A 15,052-nucleotide genomic window follows, 5' to 3' on the forward strand; every position below is an offset into this window, starting at 1 on the left:
GGCGTGACATCCCTTTTCTGAACCCCCGCCTGTCGGGGGTTTTTTATCATTGATGGTGCGATATGGAATCAATCGAACAACAACTGACAGAGCTGCGAACCACGCTTCGCCATCATGAGTATCTTTACCATGTGATGGACGCACCGGAAATTCCCGATGCGGAGTACGACCGCCTGATGCGCGAATTGCGTGAGCTGGAAGCCCAACATCCTGAATTGCTTACGCCCGACTCGCCAACTCAACGTGTAGGGGCCGCTCCGCTGGCGGCATTTAGCCAGATCCGCCATGAAGTGCCGATGTTGTCACTGGATAACGTCTTTGATGAAGAGAGTTTTCTCGCCTTCAATAAACGCGTGCAGGACAGGCTGAAGAGTACCGACAAGCTGACCTGGTGCTGCGAACTGAAGCTGGATGGTCTGGCGGTCAGTATCCTGTATGAAAATGGCGTACTGGTCAGTGCCGCAACGCGCGGCGATGGTACTACGGGCGAGGACATTACCTCCAATGTGCGTACCATTCGCGCTATCCCGTTAAAACTGCGTGGTGACAATATTCCGGCTCGTCTGGAAGTGCGTGGAGAAGTGTTCCTCCCGCAGGCTGGGTTTGAAAAAATCAATGAAGAAGCGCGCCGTACGGGCAACAAAGTGTTTGCGAACCCGCGTAACGCTGCGGCAGGTTCATTACGTCAGCTCGATCCGCGTATTACGGCGAAGCGACCGCTCACTTTCTTCTGCTATGGGGTGGGGGTACTGGAAGGCGGCGAACTGCCCGATACCCATCTGGGTCGCTTGCTGCAATTCAAAGAGTGGGGACTTCCGGTCAGTAACAGGGTGACGCTGTGCGATTCGCCTGAAGCTGTTCTGGCGTTCTACCATCAAGTGGAAGAGGACCGACCGACACTCGGCTTCGACATTGACGGTGTGGTGATTAAAGTCAACTCAATGGCGTTGCAGGAACAACTCGGCTTCGTTGCTCGCGCGCCGCGCTGGGCCGTGGCGTTTAAGTTTCCGGCGCAGGAACAGATGACGTTTGTGCGTGATGTGGAGTTTCAGGTAGGACGTACCGGCGCGATTACTCCCGTCGCCCGTCTTGAACCTGTCCAGGTTGCCGGGGTGCTGGTCAGTAATGCGACGTTGCACAATGCTGATGAAATCGAGCGTCTGGGATTGCGTATCGGTGACAAAGTGGTGATTCGTCGGGCTGGTGATGTGATCCCACAGGTTGTTAACGTGGTGCTTACTGAGCGCCCGGAAGAAACGCGGGAAATTGAATTTCCGACCCAATGTCCGGTCTGTGGCTCTGACGTTGAACGTGTGGAAGGCGAGGCGGTCACCCGCTGTACCGGTGGCCTCATCTGCGGCGCTCAGCGTAAGGAATCACTTAAACACTTTGTCTCCCGCCGTGCGCTGGATGTTGATGGCATGGGCGACAAAATCATTGATCAACTGGTCGAGAAAGAGTACGTCCATACACCGGCCGATCTCTTTACGCTGACGGCGGGTAAACTCACCGGACTGGATCGCATGGGACCCAAGTCGGCGCAAAACGTGGTAAATGCGCTGGAAAACGCGAAGGAAACAACCTTTGCCCGCTTCCTCTATGCGCTTGGTATTCGCGAAGTGGGTGAAGCGACCGCTGCGGGTCTGGCTGCCTATTTTGGCACCCTGGATGCGCTGGAAGCCGCCACCATTGACGAGCTGCAAAAAGTCCCTGATGTCGGGATTGTGGTGGCCACACATGTGTTTAACTTCTTTGCCGAAGAGAGCAACCGCGAGGTGATCGCGCAGTTGCTGGCGCAAGGAATTCACTGGCCTGCACCTGTCGTTATCAATGCCGAAGAGATTGATAGCCCCTTTGCGGGTAAAACGGTGGTGCTCACCGGGAGCCTGAGCCAGATGTCTCGTGATGATGCGAAAGCGCGATTGACCGCGCTGGGGGCAAAAGTGGCGGGCAGTGTGTCGAAGAAAACCGATCTGGTGATTGCGGGCGAAGCGGCGGGCTCAAAACTGGCAAAAGCGCAGGAGCTGGGGATTGCCGTGATTGATGAAGCTGAAATGATCCGCTTACTGGGTGCCTGAGATGGAAAAAGAGCAGCTGATAGACATCGCCAATACCGTGATGCCCTTTGGTAAATATAAAGGGCGTCGGCTGATTGATGTTCCGGAAGAGTATTTGCTGTGGTTTGCCCGTAAGGATGAATTTCCGCCGGGTAAGCTCGGTGAACTGATGCAAATTACGCTGCTCATTAAAACAGAGGGGCTGATACAGTTAGTGCTGCCCCTGAAACGCCCGCTTTAAGCCTTCGCGGCGCGGTTTTTTTGCTGCGCCTGTAATACGTCAGTCTGGCGCTTATAACGACGCGCCAGCACGGCGCACACCATGAGCTGAATTTGATGGAAGATCATCAACGGCAGTACCATCATCCCAATCACTGACGTTGGGAACAAAATATTCGCCATTGGGACACCATTCGCCAGACTCTTTTTCGAGCCGCAGAATACAATGGTGATCTCATCGGCTTTGTTGAAGCCGCATTTCCGCGCCACAAAAGTGTTTATCCCGATCACCAGTGCCAACAATACGATGCTGACAACAACGATAAACAGCAGAGACCCCACTCCCACTTTGTGCCAGATACCGTTAACCACTGCTTCGCTGAAAGCGGAGTAAACCACCAGCAAAATGGAAGACTGATCCGTTTTCGCTATCCATTTCTTATGCCGCGAAACCCACTCACCAATCCACGGGCGCGAGAGATGCCCCAGCACGAACGGTAGCAGCAGTTGCAGCATGATTTTTCCAACCTGCTCCAGACTGCCGCCGGCACCATGTATATTCATCACCAGCCCGACCAGCAGCGGCGAGAGAAAAATACCCAGCAGGCTGGAGGCTGAAGCGGAGCAAACGGCCGCGGCCACGTTACCGCCGGCCAGCGACGTAAAGGCGATAGCAGACTGGACCGTCGCAGGCAAAATACACAGGTACAGAAAACCGGTATACAGCATCGGATCAACATTGACCGGCGCCCACCAGGCGAACAGCACCCCCAGCACCGGGAACACCACAAAAGTGCTGCACATGACCCACAGATGTAGACGCCAGTGACTCCCGCCGGCAATGATGGCTTCACGCGAGAGCTTTGCCCCGTGCATAAAAAACAGCAGGGCGATAGCGGCGGTGGTTAGGCCTTCAAAGAAAGGAACAAAACCGCCTTCAGCCGGAAAAAAGGAGGCCAGTAAAACGACCGCAATAAGCGTTAGCGTGAACGGATCAAGGATACGAAAAAGTTTCATAAAAGCTCCTGAAATTCGGTAGCAACATTTTGCTTTTTTCTGTTTGAGAAATAAAATTGATTTATTGCATCCATATATGAATGAAATAGATGAATTATTCTCTGCGTCAGTTGCGTATCTTTGTCACCGTCGCTCAGGCCAAAAGTTTTAGTCGGGCGGGGGATATTATTGGTTTAAGTCAGTCTGCGGTCAGTCATAGCGTCAAGGAGCTGGAAAGGCAGACGGGTGTCAGGCTGCTGGATCGCACAACGCGAGAAGTGGTGCTGACGGAAGCAGGGCAACAGCTGGCGGCACGGTTGGAGCGTGTTCTGGATGAGCTGCATAGCACGTTACGTGAGGCCGGTCAGGTGGGGACACAATTAACTGGCACGGTACGTGTGGCGGCCAGCCAGACGATCTCTGCTCATCTCATTCCGCAGTGTATTGCACAGAGTAATCAGCTTTATCCCGCTATCGATTTTGTGCTGCACGACAGGCCACAGCAGTGGGTGCTGGAGAGTATCCGTCAGGGGGAGGTGGATTTCGGCATTGTGATCGATCCCGGGGCGGTGACGGATCTGCAATGTGAAGCGGTATTATCCGAACCCTTTTTGCTGTTGTGCAGGCAGGATCATCCGTTAGCGGAGCGTGAGTGGGTTAACTGGCAGGATCTGCAGAATGAACGCCTGGTGCTGCAGGATTACGCTTCCGGCAGTCGGCCGCTGATTGACGCGGCGCTGTCTCATTTTGCCATCAATGCGGACATCGTTCAGGAGATCGGGCACCCGGCGACTATTTTTCCGATGGTGGAAGCGGGGATTGGTATCAGCGTATTACCCGCGCTGGCGTTACCGCTACCGCAGGGAAGCCATCTGCAGGTCAAACGCCTGACACCCGTGGTTGAACGGCAACTGATGCTGGCGCGACGCAAAAACCGGTCGCTCTCAACCGCCGCTCAGGCATTGTGGAATGTCGTGCGTACGCAGGCCAGTGAGTTAACCGCCGGTCGAGTATGCGATCCGCTGTATCAGATATAAATATCCACCTGATGCGCATCGGAAGGGGTATTAATTCCTTCAGCTTTCAATGCGGTCTGCTCCTGTTTCTGTTGTAACTCTTCAGCCTGTTGGCGCTGAAGCTGGGCCAGTTGCGCTTGCAGCATCTTAATTTGTGTCTGAATCAGCTCTTGCTGTTTTTGTTTCTCTTCCGCGCTGCCGCCGCCATTCGGGATGTCTTTCAATTGCTGCGTCAGTTTGGTTATTTTTTGGGTGATCTGCGCAATTTGGGCAGAGAGAGAGTTGCCGGCAGAGGCTTTGCCGCTGCTGTTACTTTGAACTGAAGGGGTTGAGATGTTGATGGTCGTCATACGGAGTGAAGTGGTTTACTGAATTTGGCCACCTGAACAGAGGTGATATGCTCATCTCAGAACAATACAGGTGTCCCAATGAAAAAAAGAAATTTCAGCGCAGAGTTTAAACGCGAATCCGCTCAACTGGTCCTTGATCAGAACTACACCGTTGCAGCTGCGGCCAGTGCTATGAATGTGGGTCTTTCTACCATGACGCGATGGGTAAAGCAGTTGCGGGATGAACGACAGGGCAAAATACCTAAAGCCTCCCCTATAACCCCGGAACAGATTGAAATACGTGAGCTGAAGAAAAAGCTACAACGCATTGAAATGGAAAACGACATATTAAAAAAGGCTACTGTAGATTCAATCTGTCAATGCAACACCCCTTTCAATTATCTCTTTCGGTGTTTTGAACTTCAGTGTCTTTCTCGGTCTGTTGTTTAGCTGAGCAGCAACCAGATCTAGTTCATGTTGAGTATATTGGGCAAGACATGTCTTTTTAGGAAAGTACTGCCGAATTAGCCCATTTGTGTTCTCATTTGTTCCCCGCTGCCAAGGACTCTGAGGATCGCAGAAGTAAACTTTAACGCCGGTGCTGACAGTAAATTCTAGATGTCTGGCCAGTTCCATTCCTCTGTCCCATGTCAGTGATTTTCTGAGTTCTGACGGTAAACTCAGGAATTTGTCGGTAAGAGCCTGATTTACTGAGACAGAATCTTTGCCCCTGAGTCTAAGGATGATCGTATAACGTGATTTTCGGTCTACAAGTGTGGCTATATGAGAGTTTTTTGTACCTGAGACTAAATCGCCCTCCCAATGCCCCAGAGAGCGTCTGTTATCGATATTTCGGGAACGTTCGTGAATTGGTGTTCCGTTCACTATGTTAATCGTACCTCTTTCGCCTTTGCGGGTATGACGCCTGCCATGGCGAAGGCTATGCGACCGTCGCAGATGCTGTATATTCAGGTGGTGTAGCGCTTCACGGCTACGAAAGTACAGCGTTTTATAAATTGTCTCAGGTGATATTCGCAGCGTTTTTTGACGTGGTTTTGTTCGCCTTAACCATCCTGATATTTGCTCTGGAGACCATTTCATCTCCAGCTTTTCCAGAACAAGCTTTCGCAATGGTAAATTTTGATCCAGTAAGCACGGTTTTGGCCTTTTCGCCATTCTGTTGGCTCGGTTATTAGCATCAACAGCTTTGTAATAGCGTCTGCCCCGATTACGCTGAACTTCACGTGAGATCGTCGAAGGACTGCGATTCAGCGCAGTAGCTATCGCACGAATGCTCATTTTGGCTGACAAACCAGCTCGTATCTCCTCGCGCTCAGACAGTGTCAGGTGAGCTACAGCCCGCTTACGCTCATGGGGTTTTATGCCGCCAGTATCCCTTAACATAGTGAAGATCGTTCCGGGTTTTGAACCCAGGATATTCGCTATTTCACTGAAGCCTGTTCCGTTCTTCCATAGTTCAAAAACAGAGGCTTTTTCCTCTGCTGTAAATGTTCGTCTCATTCAAAAAACCTCCGCAACCCCATGTTTTCACATAACTGTTGCGTTGACCAATTGAATCTACAACCGCGCTCTTGATGTCAGACTCCCTGAACAGTTCTCGTTAATCGGGAAACTCAGAGCGCAGTATCCTGTGGTCACACTCTGCCACGTGTTCGGGGTTCATCGCAGCAGCTACAAATACTGGGAAAAAAGCCCCGAAAAGCCAGACGGCAGGCGAGCGGTGTTACGCAGTCAGGTTCTGGAGCTGCATAACATCAGCCATGGCTCTGCTGGCGCAAGAAGTATAGCGATTATGGCAACCCTGAGAGGCTTCAGAATGGGACGCTGGCTTGCCGGCAGGCTCATGAAAGAACTGGGGCTGGTGAGTTGTCAGCAACCTACCCACCGGTATAAACGCGGTGGTCATGAACACATCGTTATCCCGAATCGCCTTGAGCGACAGTTCGCAGTGACAGAGCCTAATCAGGTGTGGTGCGGCGATGTGACGTATATCTGGACAGGCAAGCGTTGGGCTTACCTCGCTGTTGTTCTCGATCTGTTCGCAAGGAAACCGGTGGGCTGGGCAATGTCATTCTCACCAGACAGCAGGCTGACCATCAAAGCGCTGGAAATGGCGTGGGAAACTCGCGGTAAACCAGCCGGAGTGATGTTCCACAGTGACCAGGGTAGCCACTATACAAGCAGGCAGTTCCGGCAGTTACTGTGGCGTTGCCGGATCAGGCAGAGTATGAGCCGACGTGGAAACTGTTGGGACAACAGCCCGATGGAACGCTTCTTCAGAAGTCTGAAAAACGAGTGGGTGCCAGTGACAGGTTATATAAACTTTAGCGAAGCTGCTCATGCGATCACAGACTATATCGTCGGTTATTACAGCTCGCTAAGGCCGCATGACTATAACGGTGGGTTACCCCCAAACGAATCGGAAAACCGATACTGGAAAAACTCTAAAGCTGTGGCCAGTTTTAGTTGACGACTTCAGAGTCCTCACGCCATAAAACATGAGTATCGGCATTTGGCTGTTGATCTTCAGTATGATTAAACGTAAATGACGCGTTTAAATCTTATAAATCGCAGATAGCAAAAAAGCGCCTTTAGGGCGCTTTTTTACATTGGTGGGTCGTGCAGGATTCGAACCTGCGACCAATTGATTAAAAGTCAACTGCTCTACCAACTGAGCTAACGACCCGAAGTGGTGGGTGATGACGGGATCGAACCGCCGACCCCCTCCTTGTAAGGGAGGTGCTCTCCCAGCTGAGCTAATCACCCACTTCGGTACTTCACATTTTTTGTAAGAAATCCAGCTGGCGAGAAAGTGGTGGGTGATGACGGGATCGAACCGCCGACCCCCTCCTTGTAAGGGAGGTGCTCTCCCAGCTGAGCTAATCACCCACTTCTCAATTTCTTACATTACACGGCGGAGACTACATAAAGTAGTTGGTGGGTGATGACGGGTTCGAACCGCCGACCCCCTCCTTGTAAGGGAGGTGCTCTCCCAGCTGAGCTAATCACCCCCGCTGTGTGGAGTCGCATTATAGGGAGAGTTGAAAATGAGTCAACGCATTTTCAAAAGAAATTGTTCGTTCGTCGTAAATTTAAACAAAACGATCGCAAAACAATCCGCACGGCATGATTTGTATACGAAAATGGCAAAGCGTGATGTTCCAACCTGAACAACATTGAGGAATCAGACCACGGTGATAGAATACCAGCCTGATAATCTTCCCAGGATTTGCCGGTTGTCGGCATCTTTATAAACGTAAGGCCATTTCATGAAAATCAAAACTCGCTTCGCGCCTAGCCCGACAGGTTATCTGCACGTCGGCGGTGCGCGTACTGCTCTTTATTCCTGGCTTTTTGCACGTAACCATGGCGGTGAGTTTGTGCTGCGTATTGAAGACACCGATCTCGAACGCTCCACACCGGAAGCTATTGAAGCCATTATGGATGGCATGAACTGGCTGAATCTGGAATGGGATGAGGGTCCGTACTTCCAGACCAAACGTTTTGATCGCTATAACGCCGTCATTGATGACATGCTGGAAGCGGGCACCGCGTATAAATGCTACTGCTCCAAAGAGCGTCTGGAACAGTTGCGTGAAGAGCAGATGGCGAAAGGTGAGAAGCCGCGTTACGACGGTCGCTGCCGTCATGGTCATGAACATCATGCAGACGATGAGCCTTGTGTGGTGCGTTTCGCTAACCCGCAGGACGGTTCCGTTATTTTTGATGACCAGATCCGTGGGCCGATCGAATTCAGCAACCAGGAGCTGGACGATCTGATCATCCGCCGTACCGATGGCTCCCCAACCTATAACTTCTGTGTTGTGGTTGACGACTGGGATATGGAAATCACCCATGTTATTCGCGGTGAAGACCATATCAACAACACCCCGCGTCAGATCAACATCCTGAAAGCACTGAACGCGCCGGTGCCGGTTTACGCGCACGTATCGATGATTAATGGCGATGACGGTAAAAAGCTGTCCAAACGTCATGGCGCGGTGAGCGTAATGCAGTATCGTGACGACGGCTACCTGCCGGAAGCGTTGCTGAACTATCTGGTACGTCTGGGCTGGTCCAGCGGCGATCAGGAAATCTTCACTCGTGAAGAGATGATCAAACTGTTCTCTCTGGGCGCGGTGAGCAAGTCTGCGAGTGCGTTCAACACGGAGAAACTCCAGTGGCTGAACCATCATTACATCAATACGCTGGCACCAGAGTATGTGGCGACGCATCTGCAATGGCACATTGAACAAGAAAATATCGACACCCGCGTAGGTCCGCAGTTGTCCGAGCTGGTGAAACTGCTGGGTGAGCGCTGCAAGACGCTGAAAGAGATGGCGCAGAGCTGCCGCTACTTCTACGAAGACTTTGCTGAGTTTGATGCTGACGCAGCGAAAAAACACCTGCGTCCGGTTGCACGTCAGCCGCTGGAAGTGGTGCGTGACAAGCTGGCTGCTATCAGCGAGTGGACGGCAGAAAACGTGCATCATGCGATTCAGGCAACCGCTGATGAGCTGGAAGTCGGTATGGGCAAAGTCGGGATGCCGCTGCGTGTCGCTGTGACTGGCGCAGGTCAGTCTCCTGCGTTAGACGTAACGGTGCATGCGATTGGTAAATCTCGCAGCATTGAACGTATTAACAAGGCGCTGGCGTTTATTGTGGAACGTGAAAATCAGCAGTAAGACTCGTTGATACAGATAAAAACGGCAGGAGAACATCCTGCCGTTTTTTTTGGTGTTTATTCAGATTCATCAATACCCAGACGGGCGAGAAAACTGCGGATACCTTCACGGGAAAGAAAGAGTGCCAGTTTTTCCTGTTCTGTCGGTGACATGTTATCCACTGCGTTAACGATTTGACGCCACGCAGGGTTACGAACGACGTGTGTATATTCTGCAAGCGGCTCTTCAGCCTGATAAAACTCAGGGACCTTGCGGAACGCGGGAATATTGAGTAGAAACTCGCGGACACCGCCATCAATATGAATAAGCCTGGCACGACCCCCTTTCACGCCGGGAAACTTTTCGGTCTTCCAGTTTTGTTCTCTGACCCAGCGATTGACGGTTTGTTTGGCGACACCAAGACACTCAGCCAGTTCTTCGGTCGTCATTTTGCTGCGTAATTTTTTCATATTATTTGTTGTCGCGGATCCCTAAGCGTTGTAACAGACCCGTAATGCCTTCACGCAGGATCAATGACGTAAACATTTTCTGTTCTGATGGCGTCATTTCTTGGGCGAGTCTTATCAGCAGTGCTTCGATAGAGGTATCACCTGCTGATGAAAAATTATCTGATAGGCCTTCAGCAGAACGCTCAGCACTGCGGATATATTCACGAACTTGTTCGGTAACGTGAACCAGACGGGCTTTTCCGCCCTGAACGCCTGGTTTTGGTGATGTAGCCCAGCCTTCCTTGCGAACCCATTTATTGATTGTCTGTCGGCTGTATCCGGTCAGATTAGCAAGTTCTTCTGGCGTCATCCGTTCCTTGAACATAACGATTCCCTGAGTAGTCGTGGGGTTAATTAGGGGGTCATTTTATAGCACCATTTTAGTCGAAACCGTGACGCGTTTAACTACTGAATGCGAGTTGCTGCGCAATGTTCTTCATTTGTCTGCTTTTTCAGCGATTGAATTCTGTGAGTTCATTTTGCCGTTGACACATGCGAAGGGAATTCATATGATGCCGCCCGTCAACTCGACAAGCTTTACGTGACGGGGCTATAGCTCAGCTGGGAGAGCGCTTGCATGGCATGCAAGAGGTCAGCGGTTCGATCCCGCTTAGCTCCACCAAATTTAATCCCAAAGAATTTGGTACGTACGTAAAAGCATCGTGGGGCTATAGCTCAGCTGGGAGAGCGCTTGCATGGCATGCAAGAGGTCAGCGGTTCGATCCCGCTTAGCTCCACCAAAATTGAAACCCTCGCTGAAAAGCGGGGGTTTTTTGTTTCTGCTTCCTGCCTGATTCTCTCGTTTCTTTGCACCGATAGCCAAATTGCGGGCATAAAAAAACCGGGGAGAATCTTAATCTCCCCGGTCTTATTACTACGATGTTGCCTTACAGCACCAGCGCTGCGATAGATGCAGACAGCACGCTCACCAGCGTAGAGCCGTAAACCAGCTTCAGACCAAAGCGGGAAACCACGTTGCCTTGCTCTTCGTTCAGGCCTTTAATTGCGCCTGCGATAATCCCGATAGACGAGAAGTTAGCAAAGGAAACCAGGAACACAGAGAGGATACCTTCCGCACGTGGAGAGAGCGTAGAGGCGATTTTCTGCAGATCCATCATCGCAACGAATTCGTTGGAAACCAGTTTGGTCGCCATGATACTGCCCACCTGCAGTGCTTCGCTGGACGGCACACCCATCACCCATGCAACCGGATAGAAGATGTAACCCAGGATGCCCTGGAAGGAGATGCTGTAGCCAAACCAACCGGTTACGGTAGCGAACAGGGCGTTCAGCGCGGCAATCAGCGCGATGAAACCAATCAGCATCGCTGCAACGATAATGGCAACTTTGAAACCTGCCAGGATGTACTCACCCAGCATTTCGAAGAAGCTCTGGCCTTCGTGCAGGTTGGACATCTGGATGTTTTCTTCGCTGGCATCAACGCGGTAAGGGTTGATAAGCGACAGTACGATAAAGGTGCTGAACATGTTCAGAACCAGTGCCGCAACGACATATTTTGGTTCCAGCATGGTCATGTACGCGCCCACGATGGACATGGAAACAGTGGACATTGCCGTTGCTGCCATGGTGTACATGCGGTTGCGTGACATTTTGCCGAGAATATCTTTATAGGCGATAAAGTTCTCAGACTGACCCAGGATCAGGGAGCTGACGGCGTTGAAGGATTCCAGTTTACCCATACCGTTAACTTTGGATAACAGGAAACCAATTGCGCGGATGATAACCGGCAGAACGCGGATGTGCTGCAGAATACCGATCAGAGCGGAAATGAAGACGATAGGGCAAAGCACTTTCAGGAAGAAGAATGCCAGGCCTTTATCGTTCATGCTGCCGAAGACAAAGTTTGTCCCTTCATTAGCGAACCCGAGCAGTTTTTCAAACATCTCGGAGAAGCCTCTCACGAAGCCCAGACCGACATCAGAGTTCAGGAAGAACCAGGCCAGTAACACTTCGATAACAAGCAATTGAATAACATAACGAATGCGAATTTTTTTACGGTCACTGCTTACCAGCAGTGCGAGTACCGCAACCACGGCAAGGGCCAGGATAAAATGAAGAACGCGGTCCATATTTGCTCCAAATATGAGGCAGGTTTAATTTCCGTGCACATTCTATGTAACAACACCAAAGAAAACGAGATCAAACACACACTATAATAAGGACCTGTGACGAGATTCAAAATTAGTGATCAGCGATACACTTCCGTTATGTTTAGTATGGAAGTGAAAAGTTATGTCATTGTGCTAATCTCATAACAATAATCAAACATCTCGCCGGTATTTCCAGATTTCTTATTAATCCATAGACCAACGCTATCAGAGAAATCAATTTCACCCATCAAAATGAATTTGATAATCATTCTCAATAGGCGTAGCTTGAAACATAGCAAAGGCTATGTTTCTGAGGTACTAAAATGACGAACGATCGCGTTGAGAGTAGCAGTGGACGGGCAGCGCGCAAGTTGAAGCTCGCATTAATGGGACCTGCGTTCATCGCGGCGATCGGGTACATCGATCCGGGTAACTTTGCCACGAATATCCAGGCAGGGGCGAGCTTTGGCTATAAACTGCTGTGGGTCGTCGTCTGGGCAAATCTGATGGCGATGCTGATTCAGGTGCTGTCCGCAAAGCTGGGGATTGCCACAGGCAAAAATCTGGCAGAACAAATTCGCGATCATTATCCGCGCCCGGTGGTCTGGTTTTATTGGGTGCAGGCCGAAATTATCGCCATGGCGACGGATCTGGCTGAGTTTATCGGTGCGGCAATTGGCTTCAAGTTGATTCTTGGCGTTTCGTTGTTACAAGGGGCTGTACTTACCGGTATTGCAACCTTCTTGATCCTGATGCTGCAGCGCCGTGGACAAAAACCATTGGAAAAAGTGATTGGCGGGCTACTGTTGTTTGTGGCTGCGGCGTACATCGTCGAGCTGATTTTTTCCCAACCTAACCTGGCGCAGTTGAGCAAGGGGATGATTATTCCCAGTCTGCCCAATTCTGAAGCCGTATTTCTGGCAGCCGGTGTGCTCGGCGCTACGATTATGCCACACGTCATTTATCTGCATTCTTCTTTAACCCAGCATCTGCACGGCGGGACGCGGCAACAGCGCTATGCGGCCACTAAATGGGATGTTGCCATTGCGATGACGATTGCCGGGTTTGTGAATCTGGCGATGATGGCAACGGCAGCGGCTGCATTTCACTTTAGCGGGCATACCGGTATTGCCGACCTTGATCAGGCTTATCTGACGCTTGAGCCATTATTGAGCCACGCTGCGGCGACGGTTTTTGGTTTAAGCCTGGTGGCAGCAGGTCTCTCCTCTACCGTTGTCGGGACGCTGGCGGGGCAGGTTGTTATGCAAGGGTTTATCCGCTTTCACATTCCATTATGGGTACGCCGTACCGTCACCATGATGCCGTCGTTTATCGTTATTTTGATGGGGCTGGACCCCACCCGTATTCTGGTGATGAGCCAGGTATTGCTCAGTTTCGGTATTGCACTGGCGCTGGTACCGCTGCTGATCTTTACTAGCGACAGCAAACTGATGGGCGATTTGGTGAACACCCGTTGGGTAAAACAGCTTGGCTGGATGATTGTTGTGTTGGTGGTGGCGCTGAATATCTGGCTGCTGGTGGGAACCGCGCTCGGTTTGTAAAAACAAAAGAGCCCGCAGGCTCTTTTGTTACATTAATGATGGTGTTTATGACCTCGTCCATGACCCCGGTGGTCGTCACGGTCGTTCCAGCCTTCACGATAACCGCGCTCGTAGGCTTTACGTTTATCCCAACCGCGATGATAGCCGTTGTCATGACGCCACCAACGGTTTTTGCGCCATTCGTAGTTATTGTGCCAGTAGTCCCGGTCACGCCAGCGCCCACCATCCCAGTAGTTACCGTAATTGTCGCGATCGCCAATTTGTAATTTTATTGATGGCAGCAGGGTGATTTCACCAGCGTTTGCAGCCAGCGGTGTAAAAGCCAATAAGACTGCCGCCAGAATCAGTGACCTGAACATGTTTTCTCTCCTTCACGATCGAGCCGTAGCCGGCCTGTTAACGTAATATTACGGGGCAGTAAAGCCCCGTTTCATCGCCTTAACTCTTAAATCACGAGGGAGAGCACTTTTTGTTAATAAATGTGTCTTTATTTCAAACAACCCAGGATTACATCAATCTCCGCACATTCCTCGGCAGAGAAATGCCGGTTCGCCAGCATGCCCACCGCATCTTCTATTTGCGCAGGTTTACTGGCGCCAATCAGAACCGAGGTGACCTTATCTTCCCGTAACACCCAGGCTAACGCCATTTGGGAGAGCTTTTGTCCCCGTCGTTCAGCCAGCGCGTTGAGTAAGCGAACCTTCTCTAGTTTCTCTGGCGTTATCTGATCCGGGTTCAGAAAACGGCTGCCACTTGCGGCACGAGAATCGGCAGGAATCCCGTTCAGGTATCTGTCCGTTAATTGCCCGCCCGCTAACGGAGAGAAGGCGATACTGCCAACCCCTTTTTCCTGTAGCAGAGTGAGCAAGCCGCCTTCGACCCAGCGTTCAAACATGGAATATTTAGGCTGGTGAATCAGGCATGGCGTGCCCAAATCATCGAGGATCTCAATGGCCTGCCTGGCAAGATCGGCAGGATAGTTCGACAGACCGACATAGAGCGCTTTGCCCTGACGGACGATATGATCCAGTGCCTTCATGGTTTCTTTGAGCGGTGTTTCCGGATCGGGGCGATGGTGATAGAAGATATCCACATACTCCAGCCCCATCCGTTTCAGGCTTTGGTCGAGGCTGGCAATCAGGTATTTACGCGAACCCCAGTCCCCATAAGGACCTTCCCACATGGTGTAGCCTGCTTTGGTGGAGATAATGAGCTCATCACGCCACGGTAAAAAATCTTCCTGCAAGATACGTCCGAAATTACGTTCTGCCGACCCCGGCGGCGGACCATAGTTGTTGGCGAGATCAAAATGGGTGATGCCCAGATCGAAAGCACGCTGCAACAACGCCCGGCTGTTCTCTACCTGCGTGGTATCGCCAAAGTTGTGCCATAAGCCCAGAGAAATGATGGGGAGCTTTAATCCGCTCTGGCCACAGCGGCGATACGCCATTGTCTGGTAACGATTTTCATCAGCCTGATAAACCATGAAGCCTCCTGTCGGATAAGGTGTGTCATTGAGTGTATACGTTTACACAAGGTCGACTGCAATTAAATTTTTGGATGAAAAC

General features: G+C 51.1%; 13 protein-coding genes, 6 tRNA genes and 3 pseudogenes. 9 read left to right on the forward strand and 13 right to left on the reverse strand.

Translation table 11 applies throughout. The features are described from left to right. The first annotated feature begins 62 nt into the window (after positions 1-62). Positions 63-2,078: an NAD-dependent DNA ligase LigA gene (gene ligA / locus N7268_RS16490; protein ID WP_260863732.1), complete on the forward strand. Its 2,016-nt coding sequence runs from the start codon at positions 63-65 to the stop codon at positions 2,076-2,078. A 1-nt stretch (position 2,079) separates the two neighbouring features. After that, complete coding sequence (locus N7268_RS16495) at positions 2,080-2,298, forward strand: DUF3820 family protein (protein ID WP_260863733.1); 219 nt, start codon at positions 2,080-2,082, stop codon at positions 2,296-2,298. Here the strand turns inward: N7268_RS16495 and N7268_RS16500 are convergent. Further along, complete coding sequence (locus N7268_RS16500) at positions 2,295-3,293, reverse strand: bile acid:sodium symporter family protein (protein WP_260863734.1); 999 nt, start codon at positions 3,291-3,293, stop codon at positions 2,295-2,297. The genes N7268_RS16495 and N7268_RS16500 overlap by 4 nt on opposite strands. An 89-nt stretch (positions 3,294-3,382) precedes the next feature. On the opposite strand from N7268_RS16500, the gene N7268_RS16505 reads away from it, so the two are divergent. Then, the gene (locus N7268_RS16505) at positions 3,383-4,309 is read left to right on the forward strand and encodes a LysR family transcriptional regulator (protein ID WP_198903420.1); all 927 of its coding nucleotides are present in this window, start codon (positions 3,383-3,385) and stop codon (positions 4,307-4,309) included. Here the strand turns inward: N7268_RS16505 and N7268_RS16510 are convergent. Further along, entirely contained in the window at positions 4,300-4,638 is a 339-nt protein-coding gene (locus N7268_RS16510; protein WP_260863735.1) for a FlxA-like family protein, read from the reverse strand. The two genes, N7268_RS16505 and N7268_RS16510, sit on opposite strands and share 10 nt — an antisense overlap. 78 nt (positions 4,639-4,716) lie before the next feature. On the opposite strand from N7268_RS16510, the pseudogene N7268_RS16515 reads away from it, so the two are divergent. After that, positions 4,717-4,974, forward strand: a pseudogene (locus N7268_RS16515) (transposase); the annotation flags it as partial. A 12-nt stretch (positions 4,975-4,986) separates the two neighbouring features. On the opposite strand, the gene N7268_RS16520 reads toward N7268_RS16515, so the two are convergent. Both N7268_RS16520 and N7268_RS16525 read right to left on the reverse strand, forming a co-directional pair. Further along, on the reverse strand, positions 4,987-6,138 hold the full coding sequence (locus tag N7268_RS16520; protein WP_001254932.1) for an IS30-like element IS30 family transposase: 1,152 nt from the start codon (positions 6,136-6,138) through the stop codon (positions 4,987-4,989). Beyond that, a pseudogene (locus tag N7268_RS16525) lies at positions 6,135-6,215 on the reverse strand (hypothetical protein); the annotation flags it as partial. The pseudogene N7268_RS16525 and the gene N7268_RS16520, both read right to left, overlap by 4 nt. Between N7268_RS16525 and N7268_RS16530 the strand changes: the two are divergent. Further along, positions 6,203-7,108: pseudogene (locus N7268_RS16530) on the forward strand (IS3 family transposase); the annotation flags it as partial. The pseudogenes N7268_RS16525 and N7268_RS16530 overlap by 13 nt on opposite strands. Positions 7,109-7,248: 140 nt before the next feature. On the opposite strand, the gene N7268_RS16535 reads toward N7268_RS16530, so the two are convergent. The 4 genes from N7268_RS16535 to N7268_RS16550 all read right to left on the reverse strand — a co-directional run bounded on the left by N7268_RS16535 (position 7,249) and on the right by N7268_RS16550 (position 7,649). Beyond that, positions 7,249-7,324 (reverse strand) — tRNA-Lys (locus N7268_RS16535). Between the two features lie 4 nt (positions 7,325-7,328). Next, a tRNA-Val gene (locus N7268_RS16540) sits at positions 7,329-7,404 on the reverse strand. A 47-nt stretch (positions 7,405-7,451) separates the two neighbouring features. After that, positions 7,452-7,527 (reverse strand) — tRNA-Val (locus N7268_RS16545). 46 nt (positions 7,528-7,573) lie between these two features. Continuing rightward, positions 7,574-7,649: transfer RNA gene (locus N7268_RS16550), tRNA-Val, on the reverse strand. Positions 7,650-7,907: 258 nt separating this feature from the next. Between N7268_RS16550 and gltX the strand changes: the two genes are divergently transcribed. Continuing rightward, complete coding sequence (gene gltX, locus N7268_RS16555; RefSeq protein ID WP_260863736.1) at positions 7,908-9,323, forward strand: glutamate--tRNA ligase; 1,416 nt, start codon at positions 7,908-7,910, stop codon at positions 9,321-9,323. A 56-nt stretch (positions 9,324-9,379) separates the two neighbouring features. On the opposite strand, the gene N7268_RS16560 is transcribed toward gltX, so the two are convergent. Both N7268_RS16560 and N7268_RS16565 read right to left on the reverse strand, forming a co-directional pair. Further along, entirely contained in the window at positions 9,380-9,772 is a 393-nt protein-coding gene (locus tag N7268_RS16560; RefSeq protein WP_260863737.1) for a MerR family transcriptional regulator, read from the reverse strand. A gap of 1 nt (position 9,773) precedes the next feature. Continuing rightward, positions 9,774-10,136 (reverse strand): YfeC-like transcriptional regulator, encoded by a 363-nt coding sequence (locus tag N7268_RS16565; RefSeq protein ID WP_198903424.1) that lies wholly within the window; start codon positions 10,134-10,136, stop codon positions 9,774-9,776. A gap of 221 nt (positions 10,137-10,357) precedes the next feature. On the opposite strand from N7268_RS16565, the gene N7268_RS16570 reads away from it, so the two are divergent. Continuing rightward, positions 10,358-10,433 (forward strand) — tRNA-Ala (locus tag N7268_RS16570). A 42-nt stretch (positions 10,434-10,475) separates the two neighbouring features. After that, a tRNA-Ala gene (locus tag N7268_RS16575) sits at positions 10,476-10,551 on the forward strand. A gap of 147 nt (positions 10,552-10,698) precedes the next feature. On the opposite strand, the gene nupC is transcribed toward N7268_RS16575, so the two are convergent. After that, positions 10,699-11,901, reverse strand: coding sequence for a NupC/NupG family nucleoside CNT transporter (nupC, locus tag N7268_RS16580; RefSeq protein ID WP_198903425.1), 1,203 nt, complete (start codon positions 11,899-11,901; stop codon positions 10,699-10,701). Between the two features lie 344 nt (positions 11,902-12,245). Here nupC and N7268_RS16585 point away from each other — a divergent pair, with 344 nt between their 5' ends. Further along, positions 12,246-13,484: an Nramp family divalent metal transporter gene (locus tag N7268_RS16585; RefSeq protein ID WP_260863738.1), complete on the forward strand. Its 1,239-nt coding sequence runs from the start codon at positions 12,246-12,248 to the stop codon at positions 13,482-13,484. Positions 13,485-13,516: 32 nt separating this feature from the next. Here N7268_RS16585 and ypeC read toward each other — a convergent pair whose 3' ends face one another. Both ypeC and mgrA read right to left on the reverse strand, forming a co-directional pair. Continuing rightward, the gene (gene ypeC, locus N7268_RS16590) at positions 13,517-13,843 is read right to left on the reverse strand and encodes a DUF2502 domain-containing protein YpeC (RefSeq protein WP_260863739.1); all 327 of its coding nucleotides are present in this window, start codon (positions 13,841-13,843) and stop codon (positions 13,517-13,519) included. A 128-nt stretch (positions 13,844-13,971) separates the two neighbouring features. Further along, positions 13,972-14,970 carry an L-glyceraldehyde 3-phosphate reductase gene (gene mgrA, locus N7268_RS16595; protein WP_260863740.1) on the reverse strand — a complete coding sequence of 333 codons (999 nt, stop codon included), beginning with the start codon at positions 14,968-14,970 and terminating at the stop codon, positions 13,972-13,974. Between the last annotated feature and the right edge of the window lie 82 nt (positions 14,971-15,052).

Source organism: Citrobacter sp. Marseille-Q6884 (assembly GCF_945906775.1).
GTDB lineage: Bacteria > Pseudomonadota > Gammaproteobacteria > Enterobacterales > Enterobacteriaceae > Citrobacter.